Source organism: Aeromonas sp. FDAARGOS 1416 (assembly GCF_019048085.1).
In the GTDB taxonomy this organism is placed as follows: Bacteria; Pseudomonadota; Gammaproteobacteria; order Enterobacterales; family Aeromonadaceae; genus Aeromonas; species Aeromonas veronii.
In genome coordinates, this window is the sequence record NZ_CP077301.1 from 3178180 (window position 1) to 3200147 (window position 21968).

The following is a 21968-nucleotide window of genomic DNA, read 5'->3' on the forward strand; positions in this document are numbered from 1 at the left end:
CAATTGGTTTGCTTACATATAATTGAGTTCTAACAGCGTCGTACTGTCTTGGAAAAACAGCTGACTGCTCATGAGCCCCAAATTGAATTCCAGATCACTGTTGACGATATCCGAGACAATAAAGCGCTCGCCGGACACCTTGTGATATTGGCCGTTATTGAGAATGCCCAGCTCATCGCTCATGGCACCACGCACGGACATGGAAATAAAAGGCAGTGATGCCACCGTTGCCCCGTCAACCTGACAACCGCTGATTTTCAGCGTGCCCAGTTGCTGAGCCTGCAATGGAATACTGCGCAGCACCTCCAGCGTACAGCCCGATTCGGCTAGTCCATCCGTGAGTTCGTTGGCGTGGACTGATCCCGCCATCATCACCAGTTGCAGCACCATGGCCGCCATCATTGAAGTTTTCATGATTAGGGTTCGATGTGAGGAAACAGAATGTGTGAAGTTGTGGTGGCTCGCACCACCACAACCCTTGTCACACGTTAAGGCACTCTATTACTCGTAGGAGAGAGTAAAGTTGGTCACTGCAGTGAAAGCACCGGCTTTCAGCGGGTTGGTGTCTTGGCTTGCATAGCCTTTCAGCACGGCGCTAAAGGGCAACTCGTTGTCACCGTTGACCAGGCCGAAGGCGGCAGTCGGGGTACCCAGTACGATCGGAGCACCGCCCGGAGCGGTCATCTTGATACCGGCACCCGCGGCGTCACCACCACCGATCACCAGCAGGCTGGGGTCTACCGGGTCTTTGGCACCACTGAAGGTCACCTTGACGGCATCTTCCTTGTCAGAGATTTCACAGTTCAGCAGCTTGATGCTGAACGGCTTGGAGCTGGACTCACCACCGTTGGCCAGCTCTTTGGTGCTGATCTGGCCCATTTCAACTACCTGGTCAACAGACTCAGGGGCTACAGAGCAAGGGGCGTTGATGATTTCACCGTTAAAAGTGACTTTACCGGAACCGGCACCACCAGCAGCAAAAGCGGAGCCGCACATCAGCATGGAACCAACACCCATAGCAACCAGAATCTTATTAGCTTTCATTCGTTTATACCTACATTAACGTGTGTTGTACTGCATCACTCCAATCATGCTGGAGTCACGATATTAAGTGATGCCGCGATATACTGCACAGCAACTGTTGGCGCTCGTCTCTCATTAAGCCGATGAGAAGTCATGCCAATAATAAACTGTGCCTCTTCAGGTTTATTTAAATAAGCAAAAGCAGCACACCGCATCAGGGGTAGTTCCCGCTACACCTCAACTGCACAACTACATACGTCCTTGTCGTCTGTGCAGAAAGCCGCATTCCGCTTTTGCTTGACGAACAAATTAACGACTCGTTTGATGCACATCAAATACATTTTGATTTGTATAAATTTTTTTATAAACACCTAAAAAACAACGACTTAAACCAACAATGAAACATAAAACGATATCATGAAATAAATAAAGTTCATATAAAGGGCATCTGTTGCAATATTGTCAGACTATGAATTTAAAGTCGCACACAAAATTTCAACAAGAACACAACAAAGATAATCTATCTATTTTTGACAATAGTTATCAACCACTTCATAAACCGCCCCCTAAAGAGGTAATCAGGTAATCAGGTAATCAGGTAATCAGGTAATCAGGTAATCAGGTAATCAGGTAATCAGGTAATCAGGTAATCAGGTAATCAGGTAATCAGGTAATCAGGTAATCAGGTAATCAGGTAATCAGGTAATCAGGTAATCAGGTAATCAGGTAATCAGGTAATCAGGTAATCAGGTAATCAGGTAATCAGGTAATCAAATTATTGGCAGCCCACACATAAATATACATCTACTACATTACATATTAATCATAGATATGACGCGCTAATATAGAGACTTGTCCGCAATATTCACAGGCATGATTTGAGATAAAAAATAAATATACGTTATTAATTATGCAGACTAACTGTGATCCATCTCTCATGATTTTTAAGCCGATTGATTTCTCAAAGTGGAGTGTTATCATCTAGACATAGAGTAAAGGGCAAACCGATCGAAAGGTCGGGACGCAAAGCCACCGGTCTAAGGGTTTTGATACCTAAGACAGCGGAGCTGCCATCTGAGAAGAGTGATGTTATTGCCGATTTATGGCATTACTCTTTGATTGCGTTGCCCTTTTCGTACAACACCTGTGACGAAAAGGACATAGATATGAAAGCTCAACACACCGCCTCCCGTTTAGTTCGCAAGACAGTTTTCTCTGTATGCACCTCCTTGCTGCTTGGTACCGCCTTGTTGCCATCCACAGCTTCTGCGGCTGATGGCTCAGTGACGTTTACTGGCACTATCTATGAATCTCCATGTGATTTTTCTGACAGCAGCGTGACCTGCTATTCAGGCATGAACAAGCAAACCATGCCTTTGGCTCACTTGCAGCAAGCCGGTCAAATCAGCTCAATTAGCAGCACTATCAGCTACAAAGTGACCAATGCCAGCAACATGGCGATCGTGACTGTCAGCTATCTCTGATGACTCATCTGTAGTGACGCTGAAATTGGCGCGAAACAGATGAGCAGGTGGTGTTGAAAGCAACTCTTATCAGGTCGCCTGTGCTACCCATACAGGCGGCCAATATCTTTTCATCCCGCCTCCTCACGAACAAATAGCTGGCTTTGCTGATTGAGTCACCAGTCATCATGCGCCCAGATAATGTGGCTTAAGCCACAGGGACATCTCGCTTTTCCTGGTCATTTGCTGCATGTCTCGTGTTGATTAAATGAGATCTGACACGCACTTTACACAACTAACAACTTCTTCAATAAAGTCGCATGTGAGCCCTCACTACGGCAGCAGGAGTTCAAAAACAGCAAGCATATAAATCAACGCTATATCATTGATTTATATGTCATTTAAAAAATCATTGATATTCTTTTGAGTCCCTGTAAATTGCCTTGCGATTACTCGCAAGACAATACACAAACAAGAACAAAGGGATAAAAATGAACCGTTCAGGTACCGGGTGGCTGCTGCTGGCAGGCCCCCTGCTTTTGGCTACATCCTCGGCGCAAGCCAACTACTCCCCAAATGACTGGCGACAGTATCAGCTGACTGGCGAATCGAGCCGGCAACTGGCCGCTCGCATCACCGAGATCACCTACGAGCTCAAGGCGCGTAGCAGCAATGCTCCTTACCAGCAGCTTAGGGTCTACCGTCGCTTCGACTGGCAGAGCAGCGATCTCGTCGCACTGGCCGAGCAGCAGTGTGGCGAGCCGCAGCTCAAGGTAGATGCAGGCTGGCAGATCCGCTTCGTGCGCTGTGAAGATCGGATTCCGGCGGGCAAGCTCATTCCCGCCAGCAGTTATGACTTCGGTTATGGCCTCAAGCAGGGTCGCTGGGAGCAGCTGGCGGGCACGCCGACCGCCCAGCGACAGGATCGTCTGCCGCTGCCGCAAGCCATCATCCTGGGTCAGAGCGAAAGGGAGCTGGATCGCTGCGAACTCAACGCACAAGGCCGCTGCGCAGAGCCGGAGTGGCACTATCAGCCGCAGGATTGGCAGCAGTTGCAGGTACTTGAAGAGACCCCGAGTGAGCGGGATGGCCGGTTGGAGCAGATCTTCTTCCGTCTGCAACCGGTGGCAGGCAGTCAGGCTGCCGCTCAGGTCAGCGAGATCCATGTCTGGCGCCGTTATCAGTGGCAGCTGGATCAGCTCACGCCTCAGCAGGAGTGTGATGAGCCGCAGGAGCGCAAGGAGGGGAGCAACACCATCCGCTATCGCATCTGTCGTCAGGTGATCCCCGCTGGCAGCGAGGTGCAGGTAACGCTGCAAGATAGCGGCTACCAATACCCTGTCGCTGGCGGCGAGTGGCAACCCCTGCCAGAGAGCAAAGAGTGGCAGGAGAGTCGGGTGCTCAATCGCCCCATCGTGCTAGACAGCAAAGAGGAGCAGCTGGAGTGTCGTCGCGCCAACGGTCGTCTCTGCTCCGAGCCAGAGCAACCCGATGTGGATCTGCTCGACAGCGATGCCGCCAAACTGGTGGCCGACGTGAGCGGCCAGAACAGCCCTGCCTGGCAGGCGAATTACGGCCACGATGACGCCAAGCTGATGGCGGTGGTGCGCGGGATGCGTGCCCTGCTGGCAGCCAACCAGCCGACCCATCCGGCAATGGACAAGCTGCTCTACTATGTGCGCGCCCACAACTACCACGGCGGCATCAAGCAGGAGAGCGATCAGGTTGCCCGCGCACTGGCTGGCGTCATGATTGACCTGCTCAACCACCCCTTGCTGCTGGGCGCAGAACCGCAGGATCAGGCCGGAACCGTGCTGGAAGCGTGGAGCGTGGCCGCCCAGGGGCAGCTGGGACAGGAAGCCTTCCGCCAGAGTGCCGCCCCCATGCTGGCCCAGCTCAACCAGGCGCTCGGCTATGCGGTGCAACATGCGGCGCAGATCAATGGCCACAAACCCTGGGCCGATGGCCTGTTCGAGCTGCTCAATCTGGTCGATCAGAGCGCCTCTTACGGTCAGCAGGCTGACTTCAGCGCAGCAGTGCTGCAACAGGAGGCGACATTGCGCCAGAGCCTGCTGCAACTGGGCCTGAGCGAGCTGGCCCTCTGGAAACAGCGCGATGGCTCACGGGATCTGTTTATCTTCAACAACATCCTCGATGCCCACAGCCGCCTCTACCAGATGATGCGCTACCTCCATCACACCAGCCCGGATAAGGCGATCGCCTATCGCCAACAGCTGGATCGCGATGTCATCGCCATCATGCGCCAGCAGGGGCTGATCCCGGGTGGCCAACATCCGGCCGCCATGCTGGAAGAGGTATCCCTGACCCTCTCCAGCTACTACCTCACCTACACGGATCGCACCAGCGAAGCCTGTGTCAGCGGCGAGTTCGCCGGGCTTTGTACCCCGATCCGCATGGAAGATATTCTGCCGTTCGAGCACACCTGCTCGCCCACCCTGCGTCTGCGCGCCCAGGATCTGACTCAGGCTCAGGCCGAAGGGATCTGCCGCGAGCTGGGTGATGAAGAGCAGCGCTTCCACCAGCAGATGGAGACTGGCTGGCAACCGGTGGCCGATGATCACAACGAAGCGCTGGAACTGGTGATCTTCAACTCCTCCGCCGACTGGGGCCGCTACGGCAGCGCGCTATTTGGCGTCTCCACCGACAATGGCGGCATCTATATCGAGGGGGATCCGGCTCGCCCCGGCAATCAGGCCCGCTTCTTCGCCTATGAGGCGGAGTGGAAACGCCCTGCCTTCCAGGTGTGGAACCTGCGCCACGAGTACGTTCACTATCTGGATGGCCGCTTCAACCAGTACGGCAGCTTCGGCCACTATCCACTCAACCGCACCACCTGGTGGGCCGAGGGGATTGCAGAGTACATCGCCCACGGCCAGTGCTTTGCCCGGGGTCTGGATAACGTGGCAAACCGCCCCGCCAACCAGCGCCCGACACTGGCGGCTATCCTCCACCTTGACTACGAGCAGGGTGGCGAGATGGTCTACTCCTGGTCCTATACCGTGCACCGCTTCCTCAACGATACCGGTCGCGGCGCCAGCTGGCTGGCGCTGGCACAAGCGCTGCGCAATCCGGATCGGCAGCAGGCGATGAGCGACTTCGAAGGGGAGTTGGACCGCCTGATCGCCAACGACAGCGACGCCTATCAGGCGTGGCTCGCCCGGGATCTGCTGCCCTGGTGGCAAGCCAACAAGGAGTCAGACGCCTGCAAGGGTAACGACTCCGCCCACTGATAGACCTTCACCCAACAGAGGGGCTGCCGCCGCAGCCCCTCACTTTATCCTCCCGCTCTCCCAGCCTCTGCTGCGACAACCTCTGCCCGAATGAGGTGCCCGCCCGTTATCAAGCCTGACGCCAGCGGCCGAGTTGTAATAGAATGCCGATAGCCACTCCCAACTTCAGACCCTGACCGCACCGCGCATGAAGAAGTTTGCCAAGATCCTCCTCGCCTGCCTCGTTTTGCTGCTGGCCCTGATTGCCATGCTGCTGGGCTACAGCGAGTGGATCGTCTCGGATGCCCGTCACTACACCTACGATCAGGTGGACAAGGTGCCCTACAACCGGGTTGCGGTGGTGCTGGGTACCTCCAAATATCTCTCCGGTGGCGGCCCCAACCACTACTTCAAATACCGCATCAAGGCGGCGGCCGAGCTCTATAACAATGCCAAGGTGGACTTCATCATCGTCTCCGGTGACAACGCTACCGTGCAGTACAACGAGCCACGCCAGATGCGCCGCGCCCTGATCAAGGCGGGCATCCCCGCCTCCGCCATCTATATGGATTTCGCCGGATTCCGCACCCTCGACTCAGTGGTTCGCGCCAAAGAGGTGTTCGGCCAGGAGCGCTTTACCGTGGTTTCCCAGGGCTTTCATAACGAGCGGGCCATTTTCATCGCCCGCCATTTCGGTATCGATGCGGTCGGCTTCAATGCCGAGGATCCCAGCGCCTATCAGGGGATCCGCACCCGGGTGCGGGAAGTCTTTGCCCGCCTGATGGGGCTGCTCGACCTCTATGTGCTGGACAAGGGGCCCAAGTTCCTCGGGGCACCGGTCCCCATCGGCCTGCCTGTGCCTTGCCAGTCACTAAGTACCATCGGCAGTCTGCAACCCTGCCTAAAGCAACCCAAACCGGCGGTGGATGAGGCCAAGCCAGCGGCAATCTCTGCCGCGGTTGCCACCGAGTCGGCTACTCCATCTTCCTCGGCCGTGAATGAACAAGTCACGCTAGCTTTATCCGCAGCGGCAGCCACTGAGCCGGTCACTCCCGCCAAACCCGCGGCAGAAACCACCGCCGAGATGCCCAGCGCGGCCTTGCCCACATTGCCGATGACCCCTTCAGCCGCCAGCGTCAGCACTGCCACACCATAAACAGACGACCCGCCAACTGGCGGGTCTTGTTATTACAGCGCGGGTTGTGGCGGTGAGCCTGTACACCCATTCCCAGCGACCAGGTCAGCCTCGCGCCGCTTGATAACGGCGGGCCACTTCGGCCCAATCCACCACCTGATAGAAGGCAGCGATATAGTCAGGACGCTTGTTCTGGTACTTGAGATAGTAGGCGTGCTCCCACACATCCAGCCCCAGGATCGGGGTATGGCCATGCATCAGGGGACTATCCTGGTTGGCACTGCTCTCCACATGCAATCTGCCCGCCTTGTCCACCACCAGCCAGGCCCAGCCGCTGCCAAAGCGGCTCAGAGCCGCCTGAGTGAAAGCCTGCTTGAAGGCATCGAATCCCCCCAATTCCCGCTCGATGGCCAGCGCCAGCTCACCGCCCGGCTCACCGCCCCCCTGCGGGCTCATCACCAGCCAGAACAGGGAGTGGTTGGCATGGCCGCCGCCATGGTTGCGTACCGCCCCTTGCAAGGTGGCGGGCAGAGTATCGAAGCGGCGCAGCAGATCCTCAACCGGCAGTGCAGCCAGCTCTGGCGCCCCTTCCAGTGCGGCGTTGAGGTTATTGATATAGGTCTGGTGATGACGGCTATGGTGGATCTCCATGGTCAAGGCATCGATATGGGGTTCCAGTGCGTCGTAGGCATAGTTCAGGGCTGGCAGGGTATGGCTCATGATGACCTCTGTTCGGATTAATGGAGCCGGGATGAGGGCTCGCTCTGACACAGGCAGTGACCGAGCGAACGCATGATCCCGGCGTGGCTGCCGTGGCGCTGTACGAACGTCAGCAACTCGGCACGGGTTGTGCGGGTATGGCGCAAAGCAGCCTCTCGCAGGCGAGAGGAGCAAGCGGGGGAGTGACAGGTCGCCAGCAGGCAGTCGTGCACATAGCAGAGCAGGTCGGCGGCGCGATCGGGCAGAGTCATGGCCACCAGCAGATCCGCCAGATTGTGGTGAGCCACAACCAGCGCAGCCACCGCCTCATCGGCGTCATGCCACTGCACCAACTGCTGACCAGCCAGCCAGAGCGCCTGCTGATAATGGGCCAACGCCTGATGATACTCGCCGCAGTCAAACAGCCGGTTGCCCTCTCGGGTCTGCTGTTTCCAGTGACTCATGCTGCTGCCACCTTCGGTCGACTCGACCCACCCCTTCACCCAGGTTGCTGTCATATGCTTCACACCAACAAATGATAATAATTATCATTACATGAATCATATCCAGGAGACAAGGGGCGTCGGGATCGCAGCAAACAGCCAAAACAGCGCGGCCACTTCTTGGCAAGGAATGGCCGCTTGAGGCAACCGGTCAGTGGATTCGACCGGCTAATTGGAAGTTAACGGCAGGTCAGATGTTGTTGGCGGGCGAAGGCGGGGCAATTCCCAGCAGCATGTGATCCATCATCCCCACCATGCGCCCTATCTCGGGCTTGGTGATGGTATCGTTGGCCCCCAGTTGCAGCGCTTTCTGGCGGTTGTCATCGCTCATCAGGGAGGAGAACATCACGATGGGCATCTCCTTGTAGGAGGGGGTGTCCCGCAGACGCTTGAGCAGGTGCATGCCATCCATGCGCGGCATCTCCACATCGGTGATCACCGCGTTGACAAAGCCGGTCACCGGCATTCTCTCCTCCTGTGCCAGACGATCGAAATCCGTCATCATCTCCAACCCCTCGCCGCCGTCCTTGGCCGTAATCACGTTGTAACCAGCGGTACGCAGGGTGGTTTCGATCATCTTGCGGATAAAGGCCGAGTCGTCCACCACCAGAATGGTCTTGCCCTGGCGTAGCGCCATCATGCGATCGTCGATGAGCACCTTGCGGTCCTGAGTGACGTCGTACTTCTCCATGCTGAGCTCGGGGTTGATATCGGCGATGATCTTCTCGAAATCGAGGATCATGATGAGGTTGCCATCGCGCCTGACCACGGCCACCACGCAGTCGTTCTCCCCCGCCTCCAGAAACTGGCTGGGTGACTCCACATCCTCCCAGGAGACCCGGTGGATCCTGCTGACGCTATCGATCAGAAAGCCGTTGGCCATCTTGTTGAAGTCGGTGACGATCACCACCTTGTGGCTGGGGTCCGGGTTGGTCTTGATGCCGAGCCAACCCGCCAGATCCACCAGCGGGATGAGGCGATCCCGCAGGGAGAAGACCCCCACCATATGACGCTGGGCATTGGGGTAATCGGTTGTCTCCGGCACCCGAATCACCTCGCGCACCTTGGCGACGTTGATCCCGTAATAAGCGGTTTTTTCACGACCGTCCGGTAGCTGCTTCTTGAGGTGAAACTCGATGATCTCAAGCTCGTTGGTGCCACTTTCGGTCAGGATAGATTTACGCTCTTCCCCATCTTTGGACATCATGGTGACTCTCATTCTGGTTGCGCGGGCAGCAGACCGCTGCGGTTTTCCCTCAGTATAGGAATGGAATTCACCCAGCGGCTCGGATCTCGGCAAGATTGCAGCCTTAACCGCTTGATCCCGCAGGCTGGCGGGATCGTATCTGCCAATCAGGACAACATAGGTAGATGGTGAAATCCATCATGTACTCACAAGGAGCCTGAGATGAGTGAAGGCATAGTCGTGATTGGCGCTTCTGGCGGGATCGGGGCGGCTCTGGTGACACACTGGTTGGCGGCGGGTGTCGGGCCAGTGATTGCCATCAGCCGTCAGCCCGCACCTGCTGGCCTCTCATCGCCGGGTCTGCACTGGCTATGTTGTGATTACAGCGATGAGCAGATGGCAACTGCGGTAGCCCACATCGCGGAGTTGGCACCGAGACCGCATCGGGTGGTGATCTGCAATGGCATACTGCATCAGGGGGAAATCCAGCCAGAGAAACGACTCGAAGCAATCAATCTCGATGCCATGACCCGCTTCTACCAGACCAATGCCTTGCTGCCGCTGCGCTGGATCAGCCAGTTGTTACCGCTGTTTGGCCGCGAGCCTTGCACTCTGGCCGTTCTCAGCGCCCGGGTCGGCAGCATTGGTGACAACCGAGCGGGCGGCTGGTATGGCTATCGCGCATCCAAGGCCGCCCTCAACATGCTGCTCAGGTGTGCCGCCATCGAGCTGGCCCGGCGGGCCCCAGGCGTCAAATTGCTGGCCTTCCATCCCGGCACAGTGGATACCCAACTCTCTCGCCCGTTTCACGCCAATGTACCGGCGGGAAATGTGCAGAGTCCCGAGCTGGTAGCCGACCATCTGATTAACCTGATGAACCGGCTGCAACCGGATGGTGAACTGAGCTTTCTCGACTGGCAGGGCAATCCTATCGAGTGGTAGGGGAACCCAAGAGACGTGCCAGCAGCGCCCGCAAACTCTTGATCACGGCGGGCTTGCCCGCCAGTTGCAACCTCGCAGCCAATCTTCCCCAGTCGGCATATTGCCAGATGGCTGCGATCAGCAGATAACGCTCTTCAGGAGTCAGTGAACCCAGCACAGCCAGATGGCGCGCCAACCACAACTGCAGGCTGGATTGGCTCAGTTCAAACGGCTTGTGATGCAGGGCAAAGCACTCAACCTCATCGCGCTCGAACTCGTCAAGCTCAGCCGCGGTGACAGTGCTGCCTTGCAGACATTGCCATACCAGCTCGGGCTCCAATCCTTTCAGCTCGCCCGCCAGCAGGGTCGGCAACTGGCGTACAAAACGCTGCTGCCACTGATCCAGCTCGGGCTCATGTTCGGGTTTCAGCGCCTTTAGCAGCAGGGCTGCGTGGCAGCCGCTGGCGGCATCCCGCTGCAGGCCGATGCGCAGCACCGTCAGTCCTGCCTTGCGCCAGAAAGATAGCAGGTCGGCGCTAGCCGAAAAGGCAGAACCCAGGTAATCGATCCCCGCCTGACGATAATGTTCTTCAAGCCTGCCAAGCAGTAGCGACCCCAACCCGTGGCGGTGCAGCTTGGGATGGATGGCGATACGCATCACCCGGGCGTAGCTGCGCCCCCCCGCCGTTTTGAAACCGGCGTGGGCCAGCAGCGACTGGGGCAGCAGATGGCCGCGCGGACGGCGGCGCCCGGCCCAGATCGCCTCGGCCAGCTCGGGCTCTATCTCCCCTTCCCGCGCCACCAAGGCCACACCCAGCAGGCTCTCGTCCTGCTCCAGCAGATGGATATCGAGATCCGGGCTCTCCAGCAGGGATCTGAGATCGCTCGGCGTAGTCTGGTAGTGAGCCAGCACCAGCAGGCCGAACAGCTGGTTGAGCAACGTCTCGTCGCTCTCCAGCGCCTCCTGATTGACCAGACGCCAGCTCGGGCTGGTCGGCGGCAAGGGCGTTGCCACTTCGGCATTGAGGCCGAGCAGGCGGAAAATCAGCGGCTCCAGCGGATCGCGCTTACTCCAGCGAATAGGCTCAGAGAGGTGGATCTCCTGCCACTCCGGGGTCTGGCTATCGAGCACCCGCTTGAAGCGCAGGTGAAAACCGCGCCCCGTCCCCTCGTAACCGTGCTCGGTGGTGGCAAACACGATGCGGCTGTAGCGGGCCAACATGGCTTCGAGCAGCGGGGTCGGAATGGCGGCCGCTTCATCCACCAGCAGCAGATCGGGATTCATCGCCTCGTGCACCAGCCGATCCGGCGAGCAGTAGCTCAGTCCGGTCAGCTGTTCCGGCGTGGTATCTAGCCCACGAGCGGCGTGGGCAAACAGGGTCGCTACCGTTGCCTGCGAGGGAGCCGTCACCACTATGTTCAGCGCGGGCTGCTGGCGCAGCAGCTCGGCGGCAGCCAGCCCCAGCAGCGCACTCTTGCCACGACCGCGGTCGGCGCTCAGCACCAGCGGCCGACGACGATGGCCCTGCAACACCTTGTGGATGGCGGGCAGTGCCCGTGCCTGATCGCAGCTCAGCCTGCGCTCCGGCCCAATCGGTTGCCACGGTTGCGAGCAAACCGGCGGCTCCAGAGATAGGGCAGGATCACCTTCCAGCAACCGCACCAGCCGGGCGATAAAGCCGTGGCCGGCCCGGCCCGCCTCCTCCGGCTGGGCCACCAGCCGGATCCGGTCAGGATCCGGCCATGCAGGCCACTGTGTTCTTGGCGGGGTCAGCAGCAGCAGCAAGCCACCAGCGCGCAGAGTGCCCGCCAGCGCCCCGAAGGCATCGGGGTGAAAGCCGCTGAAGGCGTTGAATACCAGCGTGTCGCACTCCTGACCGAGCCGCTGCAGCGCCTTGGCAGCGGGTTGCGGGGCATAACACTCGGGCCCGGCACCCAGCCAGAAGACGGTCTCACCGAGCAGGGATTGGGCGCGGGCAATGCACTCGGCCTCCTCCCCCTCCAGCCAGATCAGGCACCGCTCACCGGCGCGGGCCAGCGCCTCGCGCAGCAGGGTGACCTCTTGCTGTGTCATGAAGCTTGGCTGTCAGCCGGTTTGCGGGGCTCGAACATGCGCTCCCCCATCTGATCGATAAAGGTGTGGGCCTTCTGCACCATGAAACGCTCGGCATCGGCCGGATTGGCAAACAGATCGGAGCGGATGAAACGGTGGGTTTGCAGCACGCCGTCCAGCTCCTTGGTGATGCGCCCTGCCAGTCGGTACTGGCCACCTTCTGCCATGGGCTCCGGATAGATGAGATAGCCGGCATATTCGGTGGGAGTGACTTCCGGCGCCTTGGTCGGCTCGCCCCCGAACAGGGCGCTGAACAGTTTCTTGAGCATGGTGATCTCCTCTGGTTGCCAGCATTGTCCCCAAGGGGTTGCACAGTGGCAAGCAGGGGATCTTATTACGAATTGTTATTTGCACTACGAACCATTCTCATTTAGATTTCATCTTATTCCACAAGAGGTGACCATCATGTACGTCTGTTTGTGCCGCGGCATCACAGATACCCAGATCCGCAAAGCGGTGCAGTCAGGTAAAAGCGAATTCCGCCAGCTCAAGCAGTCGCTCGAGGTGGGCGCCCAGTGTGGAAAATGCGTGCGCATGACCATGGAGATCATTGCCGCCGAGCTCGACAGGATGGAGCAGGAGCAACCCGTGCTCTACTACGAAGTGGCCTGATCCGGACACCTCTTTTCTGATGCGACCCGCCAACAGGGTCACCCCTTTTCTCAGGCGAGCTGGCTCGCCAGACCTCTTGTTGTCACTTTTCTGGACTAAGCTCTAACGATCGAAGCCTCAGGCACGAACCAAGGAGCACTGTCGATGAAAGGAGATCCCAAGATCATTGCCCACCTCAACAAGGTGCTGGCCAATGAGCTGATTGCCATCAACCAATACTTCCTGCACGCCCGCATCTACGATGACTGGGGCCTCAAGGCGCTCGGGCACAAGGAGTATCACGAGTCTATCGATGAGATGAAACACGCCGACGAGCTGGTCAAGCGCGTGCTGTTTCTCGAAGGGCTGCCCAATTTGCAGGATCTGGGCAAGCTGCGTATCGGCGAGACCGTCGAAGAGATGCTGCGCTGCGACCTTTCGCTGGAGATGGATGCCATCCCCGACCTCAAGGTAGCCATCGCCTATGCCGAGTCGGTGCAGGACTACATCAGCCGCGACCTGTTCCAGGAGATCCTGGAAGACGAGGAGGAGCATGTGGACTGGCTGGAGACTCAGCTCGATCTTATCGATCGCATTGGGCTGGAGAACTACCAGCAGTCGCAACTGCACCACGGTTCATCCTGAATAGTTATGGCATGAAAAAACGGTTAAAAAACCCGCTCAGGCGGGTTTTTTAATGTCTGGCTGCATAGCTTTTCACACCACTTATCAGCATGAAAAATAAGCGTATTTTTGCTATTCAGGTCGCAAAAAAAGACGCCGGGTAGTTGCACTATTGGGGCCCCTCACAGGGACACACAATAACAACATGTGAAAGGACTACATCATGCACTTCCTACCCAACAAGCTCGCACTAGCCTGCGCCATTGCTCTGTCTCTTGCCGCCTGCAATGACAACAGCTCGAACGCACCTGCAGATCCCGCAGCCACCAAAGCATCCCTGATGCAGACCATGGATGAGGCCCTGCGCGAGAGCCAGGCGCTCGACCCCTACGGTTTTGCCATCGATGCCGCCAGCATCGCCAAGCGCAAGGCACTCGACAGTTCACTGCTCCAACGACTGAATACACTGGATCCCACGGTGTTAAGTGAGCGGGATCGGCTGTTCTACGACATGATCCGCTGGGACTTGCAGATCAATCTTGAAGGGTACGATTTACCCCAATCCCAGATCCCGATCCATCACTTCCGCAACCGCGTGGTGGATCTGGCAGATGACGTTGGTGCAGCCCCTGCCAGCGGCAAAGCGGCTCGCACCGTCAGCGGTGACTTCGACTATTTCGAGCACAGCTCGGCCGACCGAGTGGAACCGGGTGATGGCGCATGGCGACGGGACCTCGACCGCACAGACACAGCTCCGGCACTTGCAATGGCAACCCGGGCAAAGACAACAATGACCCCGCTGGCCTGGTACCAGGAACACCTCACCTGGCTCAAGGCATATGATGCCTATCTGGCCGAGGTGAAACACCAGTTCGAGCAGGCCAGTGTTCAGGGCAACACCTTGCCTGATGAGCTGGTAGACCGGCTGCTGGCCCAGCTCAACAGCAAGCTTGATGGCGACATGCTCGCTGGCGCCTACCTCGGCTGGCAGCAGTTGCCGGGGGATGCCGATGCCACACTGCGAGCAGACTACAAAGCCGTGCTGGACAGCATCAACAGCCGTTATCTGGCGCTGCGCGACTATCTGGATTACCAGCATGGCGGCGCCTATGCAGTCCGCCTGGGTAGTGGCGAGTGTGACGACGGTTTCTGTGGCATGACCAACGGGCGCGACTGGTATCGCTGGCTGCTGAAGAAGCACACCACCACCAATATGACACCGGAGCAGGTACATGAGCTGGGATTGAGTGAGGTAGACCGGATCTTCGGTGCCATGGTCAAGGTGTGCCACACCGTTGGCAAGTGCGACAACGAAGACGTGGCCCAAAGCAAGCAGAGCGGCCAGATCTACGCCTTCTTCCGTTATCTGAACGAACCGGCCTTCTTCTATCAGAACCCGCTGGCACTCTGGTCGACCGGCCTCAACCCGGACAACGCGGCCGGTGCGACCCTGAGCGGGCCGCAGCAGCAGGCACTGGCCGAACACGAGCGGGCATTGCAGGAGTACAACGCCTTCAAGAGCAAGGCTGCGCTGGTGCTGCCGGACTTCTTCGATGCCGATCGCACCATTCCCAAGCTCGATTACGAGGTGGTGCCCGTCTCCTATGAAGATGCGCCATACGGCGGGGTAGCCTGGTATCAGGACGGCAACCCGCAGACCGGCCGCAAGGGGCAGTTCTTCCTCAACACCTACTACCCCTATGGTCTGCAGAGCTGGAACATCAGCACCCTGCTGGCCCACGAGGCGGCGCCGGGCCACCACTTCCAGATCACCATCGCTCAGGAACTGGCCGCCAAGGATCCCGACTTCCCGCAGTATGTGGCGAACGCCTCCTACACCGCCTATGCGGAGGGCTGGGCGCTCTACACCGAATACCTGGCGGATCACGACATGGGGCTCTATCAGGGACGGGGCCTCTATGATCCGGCGGTGGGAGACGTGAAGGTCGAGGGCTCGTCTGCCTTCAACAACCAGTTGCAATACTTTGGCCGTCTCAACGAGGAGATGCTCAGGGCGATGCGGCTGGTAGTGGATACCGGTATCCACTGGTATGGCTGGAGCCACGATCAGGCCGTCAACTACATGAAGGAGAACTCGGCGCTGGGTGCTGGGGACATCAGCTCCGAGGTGCCGCGCTACATGGCCTACACTGGCCAGGCGACCTCCTACAAGGCGGGCCAGCTGGCGCTGATCCGAATGCGGGAGTCGGCCGAGCAGGCGCTGGGCGGAAGCTTTGACCTCAAGGCGTTTCACCACCATGTGCTGGAATACGGCATGTTGCCCATCTCGGTGCTGGAGCAGAAGAACAAGCAGTGGATTGAACAGTCGAAGTGATCACAGTTACGGCGCCCGGCAAGGCAACGGGCGCCGCTTTCGATTAGGATACGGCCCTCTTCCAATAACAATGCTACGGACGATTTCCATGGAACAGATTGCACGCGAGATGGCACCCCACAAACGGGTGGCACTGGTGGCTCACGACAACATGAAGACCCCTCTGCTGAACTGGGTAATGCGCCGCAAGGAGGAGCTCAAGCTCCACCATCTTTACGCCACCGGCACCACCGGCACCATGCTCGGCAAGCAGGCACAACTGCCCATCACCTGCCTCTTCTCCGGCCCCATGGGGGGCGACCAGCAGCTCGGTGCCCTGATCGCCGAAGGGAAGATCGACGTGCTGATCTTCTTCTGGGATCCCCTCAATGCGGTGCCGCACGATCCGGACGTGAAGGCGCTGCTCCGCCTCGCGGCAGTCTGGAACATCCCGGTCGCCACCAACGAAGCGACCGCCGACTTCATCATGGACAGCCCCCATATGCGCCAGGCGTTCAGCGTGCAGATCCCGGATTACGCCGGTTATCTGAAGGCTCGCACCGAGTGATCGGCTAACCCGTCATGCAAAAGGGCCGCAACAAGCGGCCCTCTTTAATTGGGAAAATGAATCAGCCAGGGACACAAACCGGCGCCGGCTTATAGCGCGCGGGCGAGAATGTGTGCCACCTGATCCGGGTCGATATCCTGCTGCTCACCGAGCGCGGTGCGCCCCACCCGCTTGAGGTTGGAGCAGACCGCCGGAATGCAACTTTCGCTGAGGCCATAGTCGGACAGCCGGGTACCCAATCCCATCTTCTGGAAGAACTGCTCGGTACGGATGATCGCCTCTTCGATGCGCAGGGCCTTGTCCTCGCGGGTCGAATGCCACACCCGCTCGGCAAACTGGGCCAGCTTGTCCTGCTTCTGGCTCGCCCGCTCACGGAGCAGCGAAGGGAGCACCACGGCCAGACTCTGGCCGTGGTCGAGCCCGTAAAGCGCCGTCAGCTGATGACCGATGGCGTGAGAGGCCCAATCCTGCGGCACCCCGCAACCGATAAGGCCGTTGAGCGCCAGACTGGCCGCCCACATCAGATTGGCCCGCACCTGATAGTTGGTCGGCTCCGCCAGCGCCCTGGGGCCGTTCTCCACCAGCACCTGCAGCAAACCTTCCGCCAGCCGATCCTGTACCTCGCCTCCCACAGGAAAGGTGAGGTACTGCTCGGCAATATGGACGAAAGCATCCACCACTCCGTTGCCGGTCTGGCGCGGCGGCAGACTGTAGGTGGTCGCCGGATCGAGCACCGCAAATTGCGGCTGCACCAGCGGGCTTCTGAAGGAGATCTTCACATCCCCCCGGCTCACCACCGAGGTGGGATTGCTCTCGGAGCCGGTGGCTGGCAGGGTCAGCACACAGCCCATCGGCAGCGCCTTGTGTACACTCGCCTGTTTACCGCAGATATCCCAGGGATCATCCCCCTCGTAGCAGGCGGCCGCCGCAACAAACTTGGTGCCATCCACTACCGAGCCGCCGCCGACGGCTAGCAAGAAGTCGATGCGCTCGCGTTTAACCTGAGCCACCGCCTCCATCAACAGCTCGAATCTGGGGTTGGCGCCGATGCCGGAAAACTCCTGCCACGTCACCCCTTCCAGCGCCCGGGTCAGCTGCTCATAGACGCCGTTTTGCTTGATGCTGCCACCGCCGTAGAGCACCAGCAGCCGGCTGCCGGGCGGGATCAGTTCGGGCAGGCTGGCGATCTGCCCCTCGCCGAAACAGATGCGGGTCGGATTGGCATATTGGAAGTTGTACACGGCGGACTCCTCGACTGGCTCAATGCGCGGACATTGTGCGCCTGTGGGGAGGTGAGGTCAAAAGAGGTGGCAGATGCTTGCCCATCGGCGGTCGACACTGGCCCATCGGTGCCGACCGGGTAGATCTCAGAACAGCGGCAGGATCAGGCGGTTTTGACCTCATCTTTGGATGAGCTCTTCTTGCCGGTCAGGCGATCCATCGCCTCCTTGAGCATCGCCTCTCGCTGCTCGTTGAGCGGCTTGCTCTGCTCCGCCCGCTCTTCCGGCGTCAGCTTCTTGTTGTCGGCGATGGTCTTGAGCTTCTCTTCGATCTCGTTGAACTTCTTGCGATCAAACCCGAGCGCCTTGTCCACCAGCTGCTGCACCACGCCCCCCTTGTCGGAGCTCATATCCAGCGCCGGTGGCAACTTGTTGTTCTTGGCCAGATGTTCGTAGGTCAGCACCTGCTGGGCCTGACCGGTCATGCGCTGGGTGGAGAGGCTGACCATCTCCTCCCAGCCACCACCCTGCCCGCCGCTACTGGCACTGTTGAGGGTGGCGAGGGCGCGGTTGTTGGAGGCGCTCTGGGCAAGCTGCTGGCTGTAGGGTTTGATATCCATGAAGACTCCCGTTCTGTGTGCCGACCCGCCGAAGCGGGCCGACTGAATGCGGCGCTATGGGGTCTGGCCCCACCTTTGACAATAAAACCAGCAAGTTACAGGCCAACTTGTCAGATTGGGCGAGATCCCCGCGCTGGCAAGCTTGCCTGCGGTTACAGCCCCGACGCAGCGTCAGAATCATGACTCATCCGCTACTTTCCCCCAATTTCCGACACATACCGCTGCCTCAAAAACGCTGCACCCTATAAACCGCAGGAACGCTCCGTCGATCACAAAACAAACAACCAGCGAGGCATACAATTTTGGCGCACATCACAACCAGCCAGCCGTGTCATGGATGATCTGTTCGTAAAACCAATAACAGGCAGACCAATCTGCCGAGCGCACTCCGCTGCCAGTTCGGAGTTGCGGCCTCCCCACACCTCATCCCCTCGTCTGACTCTCACTCACCGCAACCTTTCGGGCATAACGATGAAAAAACACACCTTGAGTCTTCTCTCCGCCACCCTGCTCACCCTGCTTGGCACCAGTGCCGACGCCTGTACCGGCCTTATCGTCGGCAAGGGGGCCAGTGCCGATGGCAGCGTGATGATCGCCAGAAACGAGGATTTTGGCGTCAACAACTGGAACAAGTACCTCGCCTTCCGGCCCGCGCAGCAGAACGAGGGCAAGGTCTGGAAACTGGGTAACGGGCTGGAAGTGCCGATGCCCAAGGCGTTTTTCGCCTACTCCGCCATTCGTGACTGGGATGCCACAGCCAGCGACCCCGACGGCAAGTATTACGAGGAGCGCGGCATCAACGAGTTCAACGTCGCCATTTCGGCCACCACCAGTGCCGAGGTCAACGACAAGGCCCAGAAAGCCGATCCGCTGATCGAGAAGGGAGTGATTGAAGCCATCATCCCGACCCTGATCCTGCCGCAGGCCAAAACGGCCAAAGAGGGGGTCGAGCTGCTCGGCAGCTATGTGGAGCAATATGGCGCCGGTGAGGGCAACAGCCTCTATCTGGCGGATGTGAACGAGGCCTGGCTGATGGAGATCGGCTCCGGCCACCACTGGATTGCGGTGCGGGTGCCGGACGACAGCTATGCCATGGTGGCCAACGGCCTGCGCATCCACGGCGTTAATCTCGACAGCGCCGATGTGCTGCACTCGCCCAAGCTGCTGGAGTTTGTACGCGAGCACAAACTGCTGGATAACGCCGACCCGAAAGAGTTCAACTTCGCCAAGGCGTTCGGGGTCATCGCTGACCCGTATAACGTGGATCGGGAGTGGCTCGGCCAGAAAATGCTGACCGCCAGCCATCCGCAGCCGACCCGGCAGGCGCAATATCCGCTCTTTATGAAGCCGGATGATCCCATCGCCGTGCCGGACGTGGCCAAACTGCTGAGCGCCACCTATGAGGGCACGCCGCTGGCGGGCAAGGCTGAGCGGCCGATCCGCATCGATCGCCAGCTGGAATCCCACGTCATCCAGCTGCGCAAGGAGATGCCCAAAGAGCTGCAGGGATTGATCTGGCAGAGCTACGGCGTGCTGGCCGAATCTGTGATGGTGCCGCTATACAACACCCTGGAATCCTACCCCCAGCCCTATCGCACCGGCAGCGACAGCTACTCCGATGACTCTGCCTACTGGCAGTTCCGCAGCCTGACCGCGCTGGCCAGCGCCGATCCGGACAAGTACCTGCCGCTGCTGCGCGGCGTCTGGAGCAAGGAGAGCAGCAAGCTTTACAAGGAGGTAGCCCTGCTCGACAAGAGCCTCAAGCAGGCCTATGCCAGCGACAAGGCTACCGCCATCGGGCTAGCCGCCGACTACTCCTATGGCCAGTTGGAGCAGACCTATCAGATGGCCAAAACGCTGCGCTACAAGCTGATGACGGATCTCACCAAGCGCACCGAGAAGAAGTATTCGCCGGAGGAGTTCAAGAAGATCATGAGCCTGTAATCGGTTCGCCAACGCAAAGAGGCTCCTAAGGGAGCCTCTTTTGTTTCAGCCAATGCGGCGATCAGCGACGGCTGATATTGAGCGGGCCGAAGGTCTGCGCCACCGGCATGATCTCGATGCTGTTGATGTTGACGTGGGCCGGTTGCTGGCTCACCCAGAGCACGGTATTGGCGATGTCTTCCGGCTGGATCGCTTCCACCCCCTGATAGACGGAGGCCGCCTTGGCATCATCACCGTGGAAGCGCACGTTGGAGAACTCGGTGCCGCCGCACAGGCCCGGCTCCACGTTGGTGACGCGGATGGCGGTACCCGCCAGATCGGCGCGCAGGTTGAGGCTGAACTGCTTCACGAACGCCTTGGTGGCGCCGTAGACGTTACCACCCGGATAGGGGTAGGTGCCCGCAATCGAACCGATATTGATGACGTGACCGCGATTGCGCGCCACCATGCCCGGCAGCAGCAATCGGGTGAGCAGGGTCAGACCGCTGATGTTGGTGGCGATCATCTGCTCCCAATCTTCCAGATCCGCCTTGTGGGCCGGCTCCAGCCCCAGCGCCAGACCGGCGTTGTTGACCAGCAGATCCACCTCGCTCCACTCGGCTGGCAGAGCAGCGATGGCAGCGCGGGTGGCCGCCTTGTCCTGCACGTCGAACGCCAGCGGCAGGAACTGCGCGCCCAGCTCGTCAGCCAGCGCAGCGAGCCGCTCGGCGCGACGACCGGTACCGATCACCTTGTAGCCCGCCTGCACCAGCTGGCGGCTGATGGACTCACCAAACCCGGACGAGGCGCCCGTTACCATTGCTATCATCTGAACCTCCATTATCTCAACCGATATTGTTATTTATGTTGTTGAAACCAATCTGACTTATTCATCGCTCAATTCACGTCCGGTCGCCTTGCGCCAGACAAATACCACCAGATGGAGCAGCAGCAGGCCCGAGCCACCCAGCGCAAACAGCAGGCCGGTGAGGGCGTTGACCGAGGTGTCGGCGCCGCACCACCACCAGACCAGCCAGCCACTCAGGCCGATGATGAAGGTCTGGATGGCGCAGACCGGACAGCGCCCCAGCTTGGCCCTGATGGCGGTGGCAAGACAGTTGTCGCAGCTCATCCTGCTCCTCGATTCTGCTCGTTCAACATGATCAGTTGGCCTGTGAAGAGGGCTTGCGCGCCTGAGTGCGAGCCACTCTGCGCCGCTCACGCTCCTCGTCGCTCACCAGCGGCAGCACCAGCCGGTGGGCGTGCTGGTCGCGGCCATAGTAGTCCGCCAGCCGCTGCTGGGGACGAAATCCCAATCCCTGATAGAGCGCCAGCGCCTCTTCGTTGGCGTCCGCCACCTCCAGCCGGATCGCCCCCCAGCCAGCGGCCTTGCCCTCGCGGATCACCTGCTCCAGCAGGCGCCGCGCCCAGCCCAGACGACGCACCGTCCAGCGGATAGCCAGCGCCTGAATGACCAGCCGATCCCAGCCTCTGTGCTCCAGCAGGCAGAGATAGCCCATCAGCTGATGTTTCTCGTCCAGCAGTAACAGGGTGCGCCCCTTGGCGTGGGCCAGCAGATAGTGCCAGCGGCTGCGGCCAAAGGCGACTTCGGGAGGAAAACAGTAGCGTTCCAGATTAACGATGGCGCCCAGATCATCGGTTCGGGCCGCACGTACGGTCAACACGGGGAGTCCTTGTTCGGTTATTTATCCTCAGCACCAAAAATGCGACTTGTATCACAAGTTACCAAGGCGTCATATTAGGCACTGTAACCTCTTGTTTCCCCTCGCGCCATTGTCGTGCTTGTCGGTGCATCGAAGCCCACTGGGGATCCT

The 21968-nt window shown here is 59.1% G+C and carries 21 protein-coding genes and 1 riboswitch; of the genes, 9 read left to right on the forward strand and 12 right to left on the reverse strand.

All coding sequences use genetic code 11. The annotated features are described in order from the left end of the window. Positions 1-12: 12 nt before the first annotated feature. Positions 13-402 (reverse strand): hypothetical protein, encoded by a 390-nt coding sequence (locus I6L46_RS14260; protein ID WP_042053637.1) that lies wholly within the window; start codon positions 400-402, stop codon positions 13-15. Positions 403-501: 99 nt separating this feature from the next. After that, complete coding sequence (locus I6L46_RS14265; protein WP_042053638.1) at positions 502-1044, reverse strand: fimbrial protein; 543 nt, start codon at positions 1042-1044, stop codon at positions 502-504. A gap of 967 nt (positions 1045-2011) precedes the next feature. Beyond that, a riboswitch (cyclic di-GMP riboswitch) is annotated at positions 2012-2098 on the forward strand. A gap of 91 nt (positions 2099-2189) precedes the next feature. Between I6L46_RS14265 and I6L46_RS14270 the strand changes: the two genes are divergently transcribed. The 3 genes from I6L46_RS14270 to I6L46_RS14280 all read left to right on the forward strand — a co-directional run bounded on the left by I6L46_RS14270 (position 2190) and on the right by I6L46_RS14280 (position 6872). Continuing rightward, a complete protein-coding gene (locus tag I6L46_RS14270) occupies positions 2190-2507 on the forward strand; it encodes a hypothetical protein (RefSeq protein ID WP_005354947.1) in 318 nt (105 codons plus the stop codon). A gap of 470 nt (positions 2508-2977) precedes the next feature. After that, on the forward strand, positions 2978-5737 hold the full coding sequence (locus tag I6L46_RS14275; protein WP_216976070.1) for a collagenase: 2760 nt from the start codon (positions 2978-2980) through the stop codon (positions 5735-5737). Positions 5738-5924: 187 nt separating this feature from the next. Next, the gene (locus I6L46_RS14280; protein WP_216976073.1) at positions 5925-6872 is read left to right on the forward strand and encodes a vancomycin high temperature exclusion protein; all 948 of its coding nucleotides are present in this window, start codon (positions 5925-5927) and stop codon (positions 6870-6872) included. An 84-nt stretch (positions 6873-6956) separates the two neighbouring features. Here the strand turns inward: I6L46_RS14280 and I6L46_RS14285 are convergent, their stop codons facing one another. From I6L46_RS14285 to I6L46_RS14295, 3 genes are all read right to left on the reverse strand, one after another. Then, positions 6957-7571, reverse strand: coding sequence for a superoxide dismutase (locus I6L46_RS14285; RefSeq protein WP_216976075.1), 615 nt, complete (start codon positions 7569-7571; stop codon positions 6957-6959). A 17-nt stretch (positions 7572-7588) separates the two neighbouring features. Beyond that, positions 7589-8068 (reverse strand): tetratricopeptide repeat protein, encoded by a 480-nt coding sequence (locus I6L46_RS14290; protein ID WP_216976077.1) that lies wholly within the window; start codon positions 8066-8068, stop codon positions 7589-7591. Positions 8069-8243: 175 nt separating this feature from the next. After that, positions 8244-9260: a chemotaxis protein gene (locus I6L46_RS14295; protein WP_005335957.1), complete on the reverse strand. Its 1017-nt coding sequence runs from the start codon at positions 9258-9260 to the stop codon at positions 8244-8246. A 201-nt stretch (positions 9261-9461) separates the two neighbouring features. Here I6L46_RS14295 and I6L46_RS14300 point away from each other — a divergent pair, with 201 nt between their 5' ends. After that, positions 9462-10181 carry an SDR family NAD(P)-dependent oxidoreductase gene (locus tag I6L46_RS14300; RefSeq protein WP_216976078.1) on the forward strand — a complete coding sequence of 240 codons (720 nt, stop codon included), beginning with the start codon at positions 9462-9464 and terminating at the stop codon, positions 10179-10181. On the opposite strand, the gene I6L46_RS14305 is transcribed toward I6L46_RS14300, so the two are convergent. Further along, a complete protein-coding gene (locus I6L46_RS14305) occupies positions 10168-12234 on the reverse strand; it encodes a tRNA(Met) cytidine acetyltransferase TmcA (protein WP_216976079.1) in 2067 nt (688 codons plus the stop codon). The two genes, I6L46_RS14300 and I6L46_RS14305, sit on opposite strands and share 14 nt — an antisense overlap. Beyond that, complete coding sequence (locus tag I6L46_RS14310) at positions 12231-12542, reverse strand: HlyU family transcriptional regulator (protein WP_107682840.1); 312 nt, start codon at positions 12540-12542, stop codon at positions 12231-12233. Before I6L46_RS14310 ends, I6L46_RS14305 begins: the two co-directional genes overlap by 4 nt. A 136-nt stretch (positions 12543-12678) precedes the next feature. Here I6L46_RS14310 and I6L46_RS14315 point away from each other — a divergent pair, with 136 nt between their 5' ends. From I6L46_RS14315 to I6L46_RS14330, 4 genes are all read left to right on the forward strand, one after another. Then, the gene (locus I6L46_RS14315; RefSeq protein WP_042081881.1) at positions 12679-12885 is read left to right on the forward strand and encodes a bacterioferritin-associated ferredoxin; all 207 of its coding nucleotides are present in this window, start codon (positions 12679-12681) and stop codon (positions 12883-12885) included. 144 nt (positions 12886-13029) lie between these two features. Next, complete coding sequence (gene bfr / locus I6L46_RS14320) at positions 13030-13509, forward strand: bacterioferritin (RefSeq protein WP_005335967.1); 480 nt, start codon at positions 13030-13032, stop codon at positions 13507-13509. A 202-nt stretch (positions 13510-13711) separates the two neighbouring features. Then, positions 13712-15823, forward strand: a complete 2112-nt coding sequence (locus I6L46_RS14325; RefSeq protein WP_216976080.1) for a DUF885 family protein — start codon at positions 13712-13714, stop codon at positions 15821-15823. A gap of 88 nt (positions 15824-15911) precedes the next feature. Continuing rightward, positions 15912-16370: a methylglyoxal synthase gene (locus tag I6L46_RS14330; protein WP_005354960.1), complete on the forward strand. Its 459-nt coding sequence runs from the start codon at positions 15912-15914 to the stop codon at positions 16368-16370. A gap of 89 nt (positions 16371-16459) precedes the next feature. Here I6L46_RS14330 and I6L46_RS14335 read toward each other — a convergent pair whose 3' ends face one another. Both I6L46_RS14335 and I6L46_RS14340 read right to left on the reverse strand, forming a co-directional pair. After that, a complete protein-coding gene (locus I6L46_RS14335; protein WP_216976081.1) occupies positions 16460-17611 on the reverse strand; it encodes an iron-containing alcohol dehydrogenase in 1152 nt (383 codons plus the stop codon). Positions 17612-17754: 143 nt separating this feature from the next. Continuing rightward, complete coding sequence (locus tag I6L46_RS14340) at positions 17755-18210, reverse strand: hypothetical protein (protein ID WP_150997189.1); 456 nt, start codon at positions 18208-18210, stop codon at positions 17755-17757. A gap of 471 nt (positions 18211-18681) precedes the next feature. On the opposite strand from I6L46_RS14340, the gene I6L46_RS14345 reads away from it, so the two are divergent. Then, the gene (locus tag I6L46_RS14345) at positions 18682-20154 is read left to right on the forward strand and encodes a C69 family dipeptidase (protein ID WP_216976082.1); all 1473 of its coding nucleotides are present in this window, start codon (positions 18682-18684) and stop codon (positions 20152-20154) included. Positions 20155-20215: 61 nt separating this feature from the next. Here I6L46_RS14345 and I6L46_RS14350 read toward each other — a convergent pair whose 3' ends face one another. Genes I6L46_RS14350 through I6L46_RS14360 form a run of 3 tightly spaced genes read right to left on the reverse strand, consistent with a single transcriptional unit; the run spans position 20216 to position 21818 of the window. Then, positions 20216-20962 carry an SDR family oxidoreductase gene (locus I6L46_RS14350; protein WP_104016563.1) on the reverse strand — a complete coding sequence of 249 codons (747 nt, stop codon included), beginning with the start codon at positions 20960-20962 and terminating at the stop codon, positions 20216-20218. A 57-nt stretch (positions 20963-21019) separates the two neighbouring features. Further along, complete coding sequence (locus I6L46_RS14355; RefSeq protein WP_042053656.1) at positions 21020-21265, reverse strand: DUF3624 family protein; 246 nt, start codon at positions 21263-21265, stop codon at positions 21020-21022. A 31-nt stretch (positions 21266-21296) separates the two neighbouring features. Next, positions 21297-21818, reverse strand: coding sequence for a GNAT family N-acetyltransferase (locus I6L46_RS14360; protein ID WP_106844032.1), 522 nt, complete (start codon positions 21816-21818; stop codon positions 21297-21299). Positions 21819-21968 lie beyond the last annotated feature (150 nt).